15 protein-coding genes are annotated in these 16,562 nt (G+C 45.5%); all 15 read left to right on the top strand.

The features are described from left to right. Positions 1-62 precede the first annotated feature (62 nt). Positions 63-1,403: an ABC transporter substrate-binding protein gene (locus ACUN27_RS19155; RefSeq protein WP_326061415.1), complete on the top strand. Its 1,341-nt coding sequence runs from the start codon at positions 63-65 to the stop codon at positions 1,401-1,403. A 104-nt stretch (positions 1,404-1,507) separates the two neighbouring features. Further along, positions 1,508-3,163, top strand: a complete 1,656-nt coding sequence (locus tag ACUN27_RS19150; RefSeq protein ID WP_315950217.1) for an MGH1-like glycoside hydrolase domain-containing protein — start codon at positions 1,508-1,510, stop codon at positions 3,161-3,163. Positions 3,164-3,242: 79 nt separating this feature from the next. Then, on the top strand, positions 3,243-4,061 hold the full coding sequence (locus tag ACUN27_RS19145) for a transporter substrate-binding domain-containing protein (RefSeq protein ID WP_315950218.1): 819 nt from the start codon (positions 3,243-3,245) through the stop codon (positions 4,059-4,061). Between the two features lie 88 nt (positions 4,062-4,149). Further along, the gene (locus ACUN27_RS19140) at positions 4,150-4,530 is read left to right on the top strand and encodes a MerR family transcriptional regulator (RefSeq protein ID WP_445559431.1); all 381 of its coding nucleotides are present in this window, start codon (positions 4,150-4,152) and stop codon (positions 4,528-4,530) included. Between the two features lie 114 nt (positions 4,531-4,644). Continuing rightward, the gene (locus tag ACUN27_RS19135; protein ID WP_315950220.1) at positions 4,645-5,145 is read left to right on the top strand and encodes a DUF1036 domain-containing protein; all 501 of its coding nucleotides are present in this window, start codon (positions 4,645-4,647) and stop codon (positions 5,143-5,145) included. A 142-nt stretch (positions 5,146-5,287) separates the two neighbouring features. Then, positions 5,288-6,250 (top strand): NAD(P)H-dependent glycerol-3-phosphate dehydrogenase, encoded by a 963-nt coding sequence (locus ACUN27_RS19130; RefSeq protein ID WP_315950221.1) that lies wholly within the window; start codon positions 5,288-5,290, stop codon positions 6,248-6,250. 322 nt (positions 6,251-6,572) lie between these two features. After that, positions 6,573-8,414: a PrpR N-terminal domain-containing protein gene (locus tag ACUN27_RS19125; protein WP_445559430.1), complete on the top strand. Its 1,842-nt coding sequence runs from the start codon at positions 6,573-6,575 to the stop codon at positions 8,412-8,414. Positions 8,415-8,536: 122 nt separating this feature from the next. Next, positions 8,537-9,496 (top strand): 2-keto-3-deoxygluconate permease, encoded by a 960-nt coding sequence (locus tag ACUN27_RS19120; protein WP_127457205.1) that lies wholly within the window; start codon positions 8,537-8,539, stop codon positions 9,494-9,496. Between the two features lie 33 nt (positions 9,497-9,529). Then, positions 9,530-10,840, top strand: coding sequence for a four-carbon acid sugar kinase family protein (locus ACUN27_RS19115; protein ID WP_315950223.1), 1,311 nt, complete (start codon positions 9,530-9,532; stop codon positions 10,838-10,840). Beyond that, the gene (pdxA, locus tag ACUN27_RS19110) at positions 10,837-11,835 is read left to right on the top strand and encodes a 4-hydroxythreonine-4-phosphate dehydrogenase PdxA (RefSeq protein WP_326061410.1); all 999 of its coding nucleotides are present in this window, start codon (positions 10,837-10,839) and stop codon (positions 11,833-11,835) included. Before ACUN27_RS19115 ends, pdxA begins: the two co-directional genes overlap by 4 nt. 140 nt (positions 11,836-11,975) lie before the next feature. Further along, positions 11,976-12,482 (top strand): GNAT family N-acetyltransferase, encoded by a 507-nt coding sequence (locus tag ACUN27_RS19105; RefSeq protein WP_445559429.1) that lies wholly within the window; start codon positions 11,976-11,978, stop codon positions 12,480-12,482. Positions 12,483-12,499: 17 nt separating this feature from the next. Continuing rightward, positions 12,500-14,371: a heparinase II/III domain-containing protein gene (locus ACUN27_RS19100; RefSeq protein ID WP_445559428.1), complete on the top strand. Its 1,872-nt coding sequence runs from the start codon at positions 12,500-12,502 to the stop codon at positions 14,369-14,371. A 119-nt stretch (positions 14,372-14,490) separates the two neighbouring features. Beyond that, a complete protein-coding gene (locus ACUN27_RS19095) occupies positions 14,491-14,925 on the top strand; it encodes a YciI family protein (RefSeq protein ID WP_445559427.1) in 435 nt (144 codons plus the stop codon). Next, positions 14,922-16,217 (top strand): RNA polymerase sigma factor, encoded by a 1,296-nt coding sequence (locus tag ACUN27_RS19090; RefSeq protein WP_445559426.1) that lies wholly within the window; start codon positions 14,922-14,924, stop codon positions 16,215-16,217. Before ACUN27_RS19095 ends, ACUN27_RS19090 begins: the two co-directional genes overlap by 4 nt. Further along, the gene (locus ACUN27_RS19085; protein WP_315950229.1) at positions 16,198-16,539 is read left to right on the top strand and encodes a DUF1801 domain-containing protein; all 342 of its coding nucleotides are present in this window, start codon (positions 16,198-16,200) and stop codon (positions 16,537-16,539) included. The genes ACUN27_RS19090 and ACUN27_RS19085 overlap by 20 nt, the downstream gene beginning before the upstream one ends. Positions 16,540-16,562 lie beyond the last annotated feature (23 nt).

Below are 16,562 nucleotides of genomic sequence, written 5' to 3'. Positions count from 1 at the left end.
TTAAAAATGCTTTACGATCAGGGTATCAACGATCATAACATGAAAAGCAGGGGGAATTATCTATGAAAAAACAGTTGATCATGACAACGTTGGCCATGTTGATGGCCGTGACAACGGCTTGCTCCTCAGGAACAGGCACAGGTACAAGCAGCGGCACAACAAGCGCTCCAGCGGCAAGTACGGCAAGCGGAGCTGCGAAAACAGAGCCGGTTGAGCTAAGGCTGATGTGGTGGGGCGATCAAAAACGGGCAGATCGCACGAATGAAGCGCTGCGCAAGTTCGAAGAGAAAAATCCGAATATCAAAATTGTTGGTGAGTTCGCGCCAAGCTCCGGTTATTTCGATAAGCTCAACACGCAACTCGCTTCCGGAACAGCGCCCGATGCATTTTTCCTTGGCGGGAACGTCGTTGATTATGCCAATAAAAACGTTTTGTTGGAGATGGACCCTTATGTAGGCAAGGAACTTGACCTTAGTGATATGGATAAATCCATGATTCAGTACGGGACATTCAAAGGCAAGCTACTACATGTCTCTGCGGGAGCGAATGCAAGGGGGATTGTTGTCAATACGGAGTTGTTCAAAAAAGCTGGAATCCCCGTTCCAAAAGACGGTTGGACGTGGGAAGAATTTGGAAAAACCAGCAAGGAAATTTCGGATAAGTTGGGCAAGGATGTATTCGGCACCTACAATTTCACTGTCGATGGCATGGATATCTACTTGAAGCAGAGAGGCAAGATGCTTTACGACATGGATAACGCGAAGCTTGGCTTTGAGCAGCAGGACGCGGAAGAGTGGTTCGGCTTATGGGATTCCATGACCAAAGCTGGCGGCGTTGTTACACCGGCGCTGCAAGTGTCAAACCCTCCGTCGGATACGAGCAAATCACTTGTTGTTACCGGCAAAGTGGCGATGAGTCTGCTAGCTTCCAATCAGCTTGGCGCTCATCAAAACTTGATTCCCGATAAGCTGGAATTAGTCCAACTACCTCGCGGACCGAAAGGTACCGGAGTCGTATTCGAATCCAGCCAAGGCTTGTCCGGTTATGCCAAAACGAAGCATCCGAAAGAAGTGGCGATGCTCATGAATTACTGGATTAACGATCCGGATGCAGCGAAAATTTTGGGCAATGACCGCGGTGTTCCTGTTACATCCAAAATGCGTGAGCTGTTGAAGAAGGATGCGAATCCCGTTGATCAAGTCATCTATGATTATACGAGCCGTGTCTCTGCAGCAACGAACAAAGAACCGTTCGCTGTGAGCTACAACCCTCCTGGCAACACGGAGTATACGAAATTAATTGAAACAACCGTACAGGAAATCGGGTTTGGCAAAAAAGATGTGAAAAAAGGCGTGGCCGATTTCTATACCGGTACAGTCAAAATTTTCAACAATAACAAATAAGAAATCCGCTTGCGGGAGAAAAGACTGCCACTGGCAGTCTTTTTCTTATCTACTCATGAGCATGCTGGAACTTTTAAATGAGATAAGAAGAGAGGCTGAAACAGATGAGAGAAGATATGCTTATGAAGCTGCGTGGGATTCAAACGGAGGAAAAGATCGGTGAGCTGAAAAAAGCTTCCGATGTTCAAGTCGTGAAAGAATGGGTACAGCATGGCGTTAAATTTGCCGCCTCCTCCGATAAATTTGAGAGCGTCTACTACGAGGCGCTGCGTAAACTGTTGGATTGCGTGGTGCCAACTCTGGGCGACAAGCCAATTTTACATGAAGGCGGCATCTATTTGGGTTGTTGGTTGGAAAGCACCGGAACCATTAATGCCGAGCTGCTTTCACGATTCCTACCGTCCGTGTCGCAAACGACCTATGAAATGTTCGCTGACAACCAGCGCGAAGATGGTTTAATTCCGTATAAGTTGACCGAGACTGGCCCATCGTATAGGCAAATTCAACTGGTGACACCGCTTGCGCGAAGTGTGTGGAATCATTATCAACTAAATGGGAAGGATCAGACATTTCTGCGTAAAATGTACACGGCCATGCAGCGCTATGACGAGTGGCTTGCTACTTATCGCGATACGCGCGGTACAGGTGCCGTGGAAGCGTTCTGTACGTTCGATACGGGACATGACTTGTCGCCGCGCTTCTGGCATGTACCGGACACACCGCATAGGAATGATCCGCGCGTGTACAACCCGGATTCTCCGATTCTGCCTTTCCTTGCACCGGATTTAACGGCAAATGTGTATTGTCAGCGCCTTTATTTGGCGAAAATGGCGGAAGAGTTAGGGGAAAGCGGTGAGTTTTGGCGGGAGAAAGCAGCTACGAGCTTAAATCGTTTATTCCAATACTGCTTTGATGAGGCGGATCAGTTCTTCTATGATCGGGATAAAAATGACGAGCTGGTCCGCGTTCAATCGGATATCCTTCTGCGTGTGTTAGCTTGCGAAGTTGGGGATCAAGCATTTTTCGATCAAGCGCTGCGGAAATATCTGCTCAATACGCGCAAGTTCTTTGCCAAGTATCCCTTTACCTCAATCGCGATGGATGATCCTCGATTTGATCCTTTTTCATCGTATAACAGTTGGGCAGGGCCTTCCAATTTTCTCAGCCTGATCCGCGCGCCGCATGCCTTTGAACATCACGGCCGATTCGTTGAGCTAACGTATGTGTTGTATCCCATCATGGCGGCCTTCAATAAAATGACGCGTTTCTCTCAAGCGCTTAGTCCGTGGACAGGCGAAGAGGGTTTTACGCAAACCTACTCACCGGCCATTTTGTGCGTATTGGATTATGTTGAACGGCTTTGTGGGATTATGCCTAGACCGGAAAGTGAACTTTGGTTTACAGGGCTGCTTCCGTACGCCGTCGACCACGGAGAAGAAATCGCTGAGGCTACGGCCTATAGTCGCTCAGTAGACGGCGTTATTTTTGAACTGGTGAATACGTTGGAGCAATCGATTGTTTATCGGGATGGGAAGTTGCTCCTGCAATTTCCGAATGGACTAAGAGCCGTGACGGATCGAGAAGGAAAGCTGAAATTTTTCATCGGGATGAGCGTTCGAACGGTAGAAGGGATCGTTTCTTATGATGGGCATGAGTGGCCTGTAAATGTAAAAGGAAATGAGAGAATTGATTTGAAGAATGGCACAGAGCTGGAAAAGTTAGAGGCTGATAGGGGAGTAATCGCACCGACATATCGTTAGTTCTATGTAAATAACCAAGTATAACCTCTCATCGATTAACAAATAATACCGTTGTTATGAGAAGGAGGGTATCCAAGCTATGGTTGGAAATCGAAGCAAGCGAGGCATCGTTCTGTTAGCCGTCCTGTTGGTTATGCTTGCTGCCTCAGGGTGCGGGAAACAGGAAACGGTCAAAGTCGGCATTGAGCAAAACTTCCGTCCGTTCACGTATATGGAAAACGGGGATAAGAAGGGCTTCGAGGTCGATTTGTGGCAAGCAATTGCGAAAAAAGCGGATATTAAGTATGAACTCGTTCCCATGGAGCATGGAGAACTCATCAAGAGCGTCAAATCCGGCTCGGTAGATCTGGCGATTGCCGGGATGACGGTCAGCAATGCCCGCAAGAACAATTTTGATTACTCCAGTCCTTATTTTCAAACAGGGCTGGTCGTCTTGACATCTACCGACAATGGTGTCATTAAAAGCAAGGAGGATTTAGCTCAGAAAGTGGTGGCAACCAAGAACGGATCGACTGCGTTTAACTATGCAGGTGAAATTCAAGGAGCAAAAATACGGAGCTATTCCAATGTCGCTGATGTCTACAACGAATTAAAAAACAATACGGTGGATGCCGCCATTTTTGATGAGCGTAACGCCCATGATTTTCTGCAGGACAAAGCGCAAGGACAAGTGAAAATGGTTGGAGAAACGTTTAACAAAGAGCGATACGCCGTCGTTGGGAAGAAACGTAATAAATATATCGGCAAAGTGAACAAAGGCATCGAGGCTGTTAGCAAAGACGGAACTTACGAATCGATGTATACGAAGTGGTTTGGCGCTAAGCCGGACCAAATGCCGGATAAAATCAAAAAAGATATGGAGTACGAAATGCAGCATGAAACAGTGAATGGTCGCTAAATAGCGGCCTTTATTGCTTTATAGGCGGCCATTCCGGTTGACATGGAGTATACTCCAGGCGATAAGATTGCTACAAAGGAGGCTTGGTATGGAGCTTACACTTTCGATCTCAGAGCTGTCTGAGAAGACGGGCCTGAGCATAGATACGATACGTTATTATGAGAAAATCGGGGTCTTGCCCTCACCTAATCGTAAAAGCAATGGACAGCGGGAATATACGAGCGGCGACCTGGAACGATTCATTTTCATTACACATCTGAAGCGAACCCATATGCCGTTAAAAGAAATCGACCACTATATTCAGTTCTATATCGATCAAGACTATGAAGGTTGCTATCAAGTTCTTCGTAAACACAAAGAAGACATAGAGATGCAAATGTCTGAAATGAGTATAGCGCTTGAGAAAATGAATTATAAACTAGACAATTTTAAGAGTCTTGTCGCGGAACAAAATGGAAAGCGAAGTTAGCGATCCAGCACTAACTAATATTTTAGGAGAGCCAACGGTTGTCCCTTTCTGAATTTCAGTAATCTCATAGTATAAACTGTAAGATTACTATAATTGGATGGGAAGTGACGAACGATGGGTTTCAGTTTCCGAAACGGCACGGATGCTACTCTCTTTATTTCCTTCGGATACTTTAATTTACTCTGTCGACCAACGACCTTTGTCAAAACCGGCTGGTACAGAGTGGACCCTGGGCAAACGAGACAAGTGTGGAGTGGGTTCGTTGGCGGGCAAACGTTTTATTATTACGCTGAAGATGCGTTCGGACGCCGCTGGGCAGGGCAATTCTTCACACAGGTTCCTTCGACACCGTATCGCTGGTGCTGGGACACAGGTTGTTCCACCTGCCGAACTGTCGGTTTTAGGGGAATTAGGCTCGGTTTGCTTGTTGCCAATTTCACACTCACATTAACCGCAATTCGTAGCGCGAGCAAATCTACTGGTCCTGTAGCCTTGCCATCTAGAGGCATTTCATCACTGAGAAAAATTCCTACAGGCATGCCTGGAAAAAAACAAGTTGGCAGACCCCTTCTGGGAGGCCGCACGTCAAATCGTTTGTGGTTGCCAAAAAAATAGTCAAACTTCACATCCGCCCCTCCGGCGGATGTATTATTTTCATGGGCATCGAGAGGATCGTCAACTTTTTTCGCGAATAATGCTAATAGAGATGCATAGAGAGTACTCAGGCCTCAGATTGACGTAAAGGAAGTGCTATGTAATGAAAGTGACTGTATTAGGCTGCGGAAGATGGGGATCTTTTTTGTCTTGGTATGCTAATCAACAAGGACATGATGTTACATTATGGGGAAGAGAGGCTTCCCGCAATTATCAGAAGCTGTTGCAGACGAGAACAAATGATTATTTACTGTTACCACAACCTATTCAGTTGACGAATAGCTTGGAAGAAGCCGCTGCATTTGCTGAACTTATCTTTATTGCGATTAGCGCTCAAGAACTTAGAGGGTTTGCCAAGCAGCTTAATTCGTTGAACCTTTCAGACAAGACATTTGTTCTGTGTATGAAAGGTCTTGAGGAAAATTCCGGGGAAAGGCTAACAAGTGTTATTAAGCAAGAAATTCAGCAGCCTGTCCATGTTGCCATCTGGGTCGGCCCAGGTCATGTGCAAGACTTCGTGCAGGACATTCCGAACTGTATGGTGATTGATTCGGACGACAGTCAAGTTACGAAGTTAATCGTTGATAGCTTGGGAAGCGAAACGATCCGCTTTTATTATGGGGAAGATGTATTAGGAAATGAGATTGGTGCGGCTGCGAAAAATGTGATCGGCATTGCGGCAGGCATCTTGGACGGATTAGGCTATTCAAGCTTGAAAGGTGCATTAATGGCTAGGGGGACGAAAGAGATAGCCCGGCTAGTCAAGGCCATGGGCGGGAATGAGTTGACTGTATATGGATTGGGTCATCTCGGTGATTATGAGGCGACGGTGTTTTCCAAACATAGTCATAATCGGCGATTTGGAGAAGCTTTTGTCAAACAAGAGCCCTTTGAGAAATTAGCCGAAGGAGCAGCTACAGTGAAAGCCTTGCTTCATTTGTCAGCCAAGTATGATGTGGAATTGCCCATTTGTCAGGCTGTGAACGCTGTTCTTTGGAAAGCTCAAGATGCGCAAGAACAGATTATGAAGTTATTTATGAGACCTGTCAAATTTGAAACCATTTAAACTACTCTCCATATTTGTGATCTGATTACTACGGAACCGCTTTTGGATGGGAGCCGTGTTCGAGTTGTCGAGTAAGTGGATATAATTATTAGAGACATAATATATATTATGTAAACAAATAGCCAGCTTCACATGATTATGGTCTATGTGAAGCTGGCTATTTCATTGGTTAGAACGATACAGCCGCCGAATATATTGTTGCATAATCAAGTAATCACTTGGATAATTGGCAATAATAAAACAAAAAAGCTTATAATGATACATATTTGTTGTAATGTGCAACACATGAAATCACATTTTTTATAAAGGGGTCTCATTTCAAATGCAAATCAAAGTACTGGCAATCGCTCCATACCCCGGTCTAAAGGGTTTAATAGAGAATATCGCAAAAGAGGATCCGCGGATAAAGATTGATATCGAAGTTGCGGATCTTCATAATGCTCTTCCTATCGTCCAAGCTGCCAAGGGAAAATATGATATCATTTTGAGCCGTGGGGGAACCTCAACACTTATTAAAAGTCATGTAACAACGCCTGTGGTCGATATTCCAGTCTCTGGATACGATATTTTGAGAGTGCTCACATTGGTGAAAAATTCGAATAGCAAGGTAGCCATCATTGGTTTTCCTAATATTTGCCGCGGTGTTGCGGAGGTATCCAGCCTGCTCGATTATGAAATTCCTATCTATTCGGTAGATCGGGCCGATGATGTTCCTGAAGCGCTGCAAAAAGCTTTCGAACAAGATGCCCAAATCGTGCTTGGAGACGTTGTCACCGTGAATACAGCTGAACAAATGGGCTATAACGGCATCCTGATTACCAGCGGACGGGAGTCTGTGCTTGAAGCGCTTGAAGAGGTGAAGCGAATCTATGAGCTCGTCTGGAAAGCCCAGGAGAGCGAACATTTATTTGAGCATATTCTGGAGCACCACCGGACGGGCGTCATGGCAGTCAACGAAAGCGGCGGCATTCTTTATGCCAATGAGGCAGCTGCCTCATTATTAGGTTATAACAGCGCTGTCATACGCGGAATGAATCTTGCCGGCATAGATCCGATATGGAGCCGTTATTTGGAGGAAGCTGGCAAAGGAACAACAAGCGGCGTAAATAAGCAAACAAAATGGTTTCAAAAAAGGCAGGTAAGCATTGAAATCATCGTGCCTTCCAAGCAAAATCGTCTAAGCTACCATTATTTCATTTATTTGTATCCTTCAGAAAATCAACTGAACACCACTGCTACTTACAATTTCCAAATAACGGATCGGATTGCTACTTTTGCCCAGGTGATGGGCTCCAGCAGCGTCATTCTGCAAGCAATCAAACGTGCCAAAGCGATGGCGCAGACGCGCAATCCCATTTGGATATCGGGAGAAGAGGGCAGCGGAAAGCAGTTATTCTGTCAAGCCATTCATTCCGCTAGCGAAAGCGCAGGGGACGCGCTGTACATCATTCCTTGTGAGCAATTATCGGAGGAGGAGCAGGAAGCTGTTTTACTCGGAACGGACGACTATCCGGGGCTGCTTTTCAAAGAATCTGTAGGAACGATTTGTCTGGATAATATCCAGCATGTTAGTCAGCGGCTGCAGCGTAAATTGCTTTCAACGATGACAATAGGTACGAATGTCCGTCTCATTGTCACAACGTCTCACCCGATTAAGCTAATGCTAAAAAAAGAAGAAATGGAGCCATCCTTTGTCCTGGCCTTCATGGATATGTATATCAGCCTGCCGCCTTTGCGCGAAAGATTGGAAGATATTGATGAGATCGCCCGTGTGTTAATCGCGAATTATAACTCGAGGCACGGCAAACAAATCGTTGGCATCAGGCAGGAGGTACTGGAAGAAGATCTCATGCACAAGCTATGGCCAGGAAACATTCATCAACTGAGGATCGTCCTTGAGAGCATGCTTGCTTGTACGAACGGTCATTATATCGGCACGAATGAAGCGAAAGAAGGTTGGCAAAAGGTCAAGGAATCGTTGCAAAATGAAGCAACCAGTCAACTGGCGATGATCAATTTATCAGGAACTTGGGATGAAATTGAGCAGCGTATTCTTTTGGAAATACTAGAAAAAGAAGGGATGAACCAATCGAAAGCCGCGAAACGACTAGGAATTAATCGATCCACCCTTTGGAGAAAGTTGAAAGATGTGTTGCAAATTTAAACGATTAACCCCGTTGTTATCGTGGAACTCCTGATTTATAATCATCACATGAGCAACAAAGTTAATATGTGTTGCAAATTGCAACTGCAGGCTCAACAAAACTTCTTAGGAGGAAGCACATCATGAGAATTAAGGCAGCCATTGATCGGATTCCCGGTGGGATGATGATTGTTCCGCTCATTCTGGGGGCTATTATTACAACATTATTCCCTACAATGGGGAAAACATTTGGTTCTTTCACAGGCGCATTGATGACAGGATCTTTGCCAATTTTAGCTGTGTTCTATGTCTGTATGGGGTCAACCATCAATTTTAAAGCAACCCCTTACATTTTGAAAAAGGGTGGAACCTTGCTTGGAACTAAGATTTTAACCGCAATCGTTGTAGGATTTATAGCGGCTAAGTTTCTAGGCAACGGCATGATAAGCGAGGGCTTTTTTGCCGGCATTTCGGTATTAGCTATCGTAGCGGCCATGAATGATACAAACGGCGGATTGTACATGGCTTTAATGGGGCAATTCGGCAAGAAAGAAGATGTTGGCGCTTACTCTGTCATGAGCTTGGAATCGGGGCCATTCTTTACCATGATTTCATTAGGTATCGCAGGTTTAGCCGCATTTCCATGGCAGACATTCGTTGGTGCGATTTTGCCATTAATCGTTGGTATGATCTTAGGGAATCTAGACAAAGAAATGCGTGAGTTTTTGTCCAAAGCTGTACCTGTCTTAGTTCCTTTCTTTGCTTTTGCTTTGGGAGCAGGGTTGAATCTTCAAACGGTTTGGAAAGCTGGTTTCCTTGGCGTATTGCTTGGTATTGGCGTCGTCGCAGTAACGGGTCTTACTTTGACACTTATTGACCGTTTGATTGGCGGAAACGGCATTGCCGGTATATCGGCCGCTTCGACGGCAGGAAATGCAGCAGGTGTACCGGCCGCAGTAGCCGCGGCGAATGCCGCATATGCTCCGCTCGTACCATCTGCAACTGCATTGGTAGCCTCTTGCGTGATCGTGACAGCCATCCTTGTACCGATCGTAACGGCTTGGTATGCCAAAAAAATTGGAGCTAAGAGTCAAATCAATTAAATCGTTCGAGATTTGCATGGGAGGAACTGCACCATGAAACAAATTGCCATCATTGCAGATGACTTGACCGGAGCTTCCGACTCAGGTGTACAATTTGCAAGAAAAGGGCTGCAAACGCAAGTGTTTTTCGATACTGAGCAAGTATCTAAATCACAACAGACGATGGAGGCTATCGTCATCGATACCGACAGCCGTTCTGTTGCACAAGAGATCGCGTATGCCAGAGTGAAAGAAGCAGCAATTCACATTGATCATGCGTCTTTCCCACATATTTATAAGAAAATGGACTCTACCCTTCGTGGAAATCTGGGAGTTGAAATCGACGCTGTAATGGATGTCATTCCTTACGACTTTGCTGTCGTTACCCCGGCTTTCCCTAAGATTGGCCGTACCACTTTGCAGGGCGTACATTATCTGAACGGCGTTCCAGTCAGTGAAACCGAAATCGCCAATGACCCGAAATGCCCAGTCAAAGAATCCGATTTAGTGAAATTATTTGCTTCGCAATCCAAACGTAAAGTCGGCCTTATTCCTTTAGAAATCCTACATGCAGGAAAAGATCAGGTGCACCTGAACATTCAATCACTTCTTGAAGCAAAATCAGAACTCATCGTTTTTGATGCTGCAACCGAAGAAGATGTTCAGCATATTGCGGAATGGGTTGCCCAAACCAGCTATAAAGTACTATGGGCGGGTTCAGCAGGATTGGCTGATTTCCTGCCTGACGCTTTATCCCTTCCTGTTCATAAAAACGATTCTGCCCCGCAAGTATCAGGCGGGACAAAACCTGTAATGTTAGTCGCAGGAAGCATTTCACAGGTGACTCGCGAGCAAGTGGCCGCTTATAACAGGGATCCGCAAGTCATCGCCGTAGAATTAAATACGGTACAAGCGATTGCTTCCGAAGAAGGTTTAAAGGCAGAGATTGAACGTTGTGGAAAAGAGCTTCAGGCCGCATTACGAAACGGTTTGGATGTTTCTCTATGCGCAAGTTCATCTCCTGAACAAGTTCGATTGACGAAGTCAGCAGGTTTGCAAAGAGGATTAGATTCGACGGAAGTATCCAACGAGATCTCGCATATTCTGGGTGAGATTGCCTCCGAGATTATGGAGAGTATCGAGCTACAAGGGGTTATTTTAACAGGAGGAGATACGGCTAAGGGTGTATGTAAGCATTTGGGCGTATCTTCTATACAACTGATAAAAGAAATTGAACCAGGGATCCCGTTAGGCCTCCTTGTTCGTAATCAACCCGTATGGGCGGTTACAAAAGCGGGAGCTTTCGGGAAAGAGCATAGCTTATCCAATGCTAAAAAAGCATTAAAGGGGGAAACATTTCAATGAATAGACCAATTATCGGCATCACGATGGGTGATGGAGCAGGTGTAGGCCCGGAAATTATCATGAAATCACTGAAAGATGCTCAAATTTATCAAACTTGCCGTCCTTTTGTCATTGGTGATGCTAAATTATTGGAGAGAGCGGATCAGTTCGTTCAAACTGGTCTTCGTGTACGCCGAATTGCTTCTGTGGAAGAAGCGCAGTTTGAGCACGGAACTGTAGACTGTTATGACCTAAACTTATTGCCGGCCGATCTTCCGATAGGTCAAGTATCCAAGGAAGCCGGACATGCTGCATTCATGTATTTGAAACAGGCGATTGAACTGGCTAACGCTGGAGCCATAGATGCTATTTGTACCGCTCCGCTAAATAAAGAAGCGCTTCATAAGGGTGGACACATTTACCCTGGTCATACCGAAATTTTGGCGGATTTGACAGGCACCGAGGATTTCTCCATGATGCTTTCCGCGCCTAAATTGAAAGTCATTCATGTCACGACACACGTTGGTATTCTAGATGCTGTGCGTATGATCAATCCGGATCGTGTCTATAAAGTCATCCGAATGGCTCATGAAACTTTGCAAAAAGCCGGCTATGCGCATCCTAAAATTGCCGTCTGCGGGATCAATCCACATGCGGGAGAGAACGGACTTTTTGGCTATGGCGAAGAAGACGAAAAAGTTGTTCCAGCCGTGAAGAAAGCGCAGGAAGAAGGCATTCAAGTCGTAGGACCTCTACCTGCGGATACGCTATTTTTCCGCGCAACGCGGGGGGATTTTGATATCGTCGTTGCCATGTATCATGATCAAGGACATGGTCCGATCAAAGTATTAGGCCTAGAAGCCGGTGTCAATATTACGGTTGGTCTTCCGATCATTAGAACCAGCGTAGATCACGGTACGGCGTTCGATATTGCCGGCAAAGGCATTGCGGACGAGCAAAGTCTGAAAGAAGCGATTAAGCAAGCGATTGAGTTAGCTCCTAAACGCGAACAATAAGGGTTCGGTTAATCAACCTCTGGATAAGGCCATTGTGCCGTGTTCAGAGGTTTTTTTGCCGTCAGATCTTAAAAGGGTTTAATAACGTGATGAAGAATAGTAAATTAAAGTAATTAGTAGTAGAAGACAGGAGGAATCGAATGATGAAGATAAGAGTTTTGGAGGATTTCGATGCCAGGCTGTATCAAGCATTACGATTAAAAGCTTTGAAACTCAGTCCTGAGGCTTTTGGCTCGACCTATGAAAGAGAAGTACAGTTTACGTTCGAAACCTTCGTAGAGAGAGTTAGACCCGCGGATGGGAAATTCGTTCTTGGCGCTTTTGATGAAAGCGGATCGCTGGTTGGCAGTGTAAGTTTTGTTCGAGAGAGCGGCATGAAAAGCAGTCATAAGGGAAATGTCTATGGGATGTATGTCGCTCCGGAAGCAGGCGGGCAAGGTTTAGGAAAAAAACTAATGCTGGAGCTGATTGGAAGAGCTAGTCGTTATGAGGGATTGGAGCAAATCAATTTAATGGTTCTATCTGACAACGTTATTGCCAAGAAACTGTACAAGTCCTTAGGTTTTGAAATTTATGGCGTGGAACGTAAAGCTTTGAAGTATAACGGGCGTTATTATGATGAGGATTTAATGGTTCTGTACATCTAATGTAGAGGATGAAATCGATGTTAGCAGATTGTTATGATGCTGAAATTGTGAAAGAGGTTTTGCTGTCCAGGGAAAATTATAAGCCTTTTCCAACTAGTGAAGATCGATCAGAATGGTGTGAGCTTCCACAGAATCTGAAACGTTTTTGGATAAATAAGGGCGAAAGCAGGCTCAATTATTCATGGCCAACGATCACTGCCACACAGTACATGGACTTCAGTAGAACTGGGAACCGCGTCAGATATGACACGGTTTTATTGGAACGAAGACAGGATCTTGCTTCTCTGGTTATTGCTGAATGTATCGAGAACCATGGACGCTTTATGGATGATATCGTCAACGGGATCTGGTGTATATGTGAAGAAACATTCTGGGGAATCCCCGGACATGGTTATATGATGAGGAGACAGGATCCGCTTCCGGATGTATCAGACCGAATCATTGAACTGTTCGCTGCTGAAACTGCTTCACTGCTGGCTTGGACGTATTATCTGCTGAAAAATAAACTGGATGCCATGAGTAGGATGATTTGTGAGCGTATACATCTTGAAGTGAAAACTCGGATTCTTGATCCATACTTACAACGTACTGATTTCTGGTGGATGGGATTCAATCAAGAGAAAATGCTGAACAATTGGAATCCGTGGTGCAACTCCAATTGCCTGATGGCATTTTTACTCTTAGAAGACGACCAGCAGCGTCGTGAGGCAGCGGTTGTCAAAGCGATGCGCAGTTTGGATATGTACATCCAACGACTCGATCCCGATGGCGGGTGTGAAGAAGGGCCGAAATATTGGATCTATGCTGGAGGCATGCTGTTCGATGGTCTGGAACTGCTTTATGGAGCCACGAATGGAAAGTTGGACGTCTTTCAAGAGCCACTGATTCAAAACGTGGGTCGTTACATTTACAAAGCGTATATCGATGGCTGCTTTTATGCCAACTTTGCGGATAGCTCGCCTAAAGTTCACATTCCTGCTGATCTCATGTATCGATATGGGCGCAGAATTGAGGATACTAGGCTGTCTGGACTTGGAGCTATTGAGTTGAAGAAAAAGCATGAGGAATCAACTTTCGTACACTATTCAATCATGTTTCGTCAATTGTCAGCTATCTTTCATTACGCAGAAATGGAGCACTATATCGGTGAATCTCCTTACCTGAGGGATACTTGGTTTGACGGTATTCAAGTCATGGTTGCGCGAGAGCAGGAAGGCTCGTCCGTGGGGCTGTATCTCGCTGCTAAGGGTGGACACAATGATGAGAGCCATAATCACAATGACATTGGACATTTTATCGTATATTGCGATGGTTCTCCCATGATTATTGATCCCGGGGTAGGTTCCTATACGTCGAAATCTTTCTTTTCAGAGCGATACAGCCTGTGGACGATGCAGTCTGCTTATCACAATCTGCCACTTGTGAATGGGGCTCAGCAACTGGCTGGCAGACAGTATGAAGCTGATCAAGTCCATTATCACCAAGACGAGACATTGGCTTCGATCACGATGAACATAGCGAAAGCCTACCCGGAATCTGCGGGAATCACTAGCTGGAAGCGTGCGATTAAACTCATTCGTGACTCAAATCCGTATATTGAAATTCAAGATTATTTTCAATTAACGCGCATGTCAGACGATATTACACTAATGTTAATGACCCCACACGCTCCGCAGATCGAGGGGATAGGCTGCATTGCGCTGCAAGATGTGAACCTTCATAGGTTAACTATCCGATATAATGGAGAACTATTTTCGGTTTCAATAGACACAATTGTTCTCGATGACGAAGCCATGAGAGAGGTATGGGGTGACCGCTTGTACAGGATCATGCTTAATGCTCAGACAGCTGTAAATCAAGGCGAATCTATTATCAAAATAAGTAAATAAAAAAATATATAACGTGTCGATTCTTCCGTTTTTAATTCGTCGTCCTTATAGAGCGCAAAATTCTTTCATAGATGTCATGCAGCTGGCAAAACCAAAACAAAAATCGGAGGGATACATTTATGAGATTCATGATGATCGTTAAAGCTACAACAGATTCAGAGGCAGGGAATAAGCCAAGTCAAGAACTACTTGACGCTATGCAAAAGTATAATGAGGAATTAGTGAGAGCAGGTGTTTTGCTCGCTGCGGATGGTCTGCAGCCAAGCTCTAGCGCCATACGGATTTCCTACCCGGAACCTGGGGGCAAACCGAAAGTTGTTGACGGGCCGTTCACTGAAGCCAAAGAAATGATCGCCGGATATACATTAATTGAAGTTAAGTCCAGGGAAGAAGCCATCGAGTGGGCGATGCGCATGCCGGATCCTCATGGTTTTGGCCAAGGGGAAATTGAACTTAGACAGGTGTTTGAGATGGAGGAATTAGCGGATAATCCGGAAACAATTGCGAAAGACGCAGCCCTTCGTGAGCAAATACGGGAGCAGTATAAAGCGTGAACTTGTCCCAAACTCATCGAACCCTTGATACCATATGGCGAATCGAATCGCCTAAAATTATCGCAGGATTAACACGAATGGTGCGCGATGTAAGTCTCGCAGAGGATCTTGCCCAGGATGCTCTCGTCATTGCTCTCGACCGATGGTCAGATCACACTATTCCAGACAATCCGGGCGCTTGGTTGATGACGACGGCCAAACGGCGGGCAATTGATCATATGCGTAGAAATAAACTGCGTGATCAAAAGTATATGGAGATTGGACACCATATGGAATTATTTAAAGAAAATGAGCAAAGTGAGCACTGGGATGGAGAGATCGGTGATGACATCCTCCGTTTGATCTTTATGACTTGCCATCCCAGCTTATCGCAGGAAGCAAGAGTTGCACTGACCCTCCGCCTGTTATGTGGGCTAACGACGGAAGAGATTGCGCGATCTTTTCTCGTCGCCGAGTCAACGATTGCCCAACGAATCGTGCGGGCCAAGAAAACACTGAGTACGGGAAAGGTTCCCTTTGAAGTACCGACTGAGGAGCTCAAGGACCGTCTGACTGCGGTGCTTGAAGTCATTTATCTCATGTTCAATGAAGGATACTCGGCAACATCGGGGCAGCATTGGATCCGTCCCTTATTATGTCAGGAGGCACTGAGGCTTGGACGTGTTCTAGCTGAGATTGCAACGGAGGAACCTGAGGTACATGGACTTGTCGCCTTGATGGAGATTCAATCTTCCCGGTTTAAAGCACGGGTTACCCCAGAGGGAGAACCCGTGCTTCTCATGGATCAAAATCGAGCTCGTTGGGATTACTTGCTGATTCGCCGAGGTTTGATGGCTCTAGAAAGGAGCAGGAAGCTAGGCAAGGCTCTTGGTCCATATTCACTTCAGGCAGCGATTTCGGCCTGTCATGCACAGGCGCGAACAGCAGCTGAGACGGATTGGGTCCGAATTGCTGCGCTCTACGAAGCGCTTTCGAGAGTATCGCCATCGCCGATTGTTGAGTTAAACCGGGCTGTGGCTATTTCAATGGCGTTTGGTCCAGCTTTCGCGTTACAGATCGTAGACGAGCTGCAGTCGGAGCCATTCTTAAAGGAATACCATTTGTTGCCAAGTGTTCGCGGTGATCTCTTGGTTAAGTTAGGACGGGACGATGAGGCCAGCAAAGAATTTGATCGCGCAGCATCCATGACAAGAAATGAACGTGAAAAAGAACTTTTAATCAAACGAGTGGAAGAAATCAAATCTGCAAAAATTGCAAAGGAGCGATTACAACATGAATCCGGAAGTAACTGATTTTATTGAGGCGTTGAAAGAACCGTGGCAGAGGGAGATGTCTGTAAAATTGCGTCAAATTGTTCAAGAGGTGATTCCGGACGTGCATGAACGCATGCAATATAAGAAACCGCATTTTTTGAAAAATGGAAAATACGCCGCTGTCATCTCCTCGTCCAAAGATACAGTAAGCTTCACGATCTTTAATGCTAGTGAGCTAACCTTCCCGAATGGTTTATTTGAAGGTCCTCCGGAAAGAAAGACCTTGAAGCTGAAGCAAGGGCAATCCTTCGATCCCGAGCTGTTGTCTTCCTTAGTTAGCCAAGCTGTTGCGGGACTTTAAACGAATAACATCAAGAAAACAGC

The sequence above is a fragment of the Paenibacillus sp. WC2504 genome (genome assembly GCF_052682475.1).
Note: the sequence above shows the minus strand (reverse complement) of the source record. Positions and strands in the feature narration are given on the sequence as shown.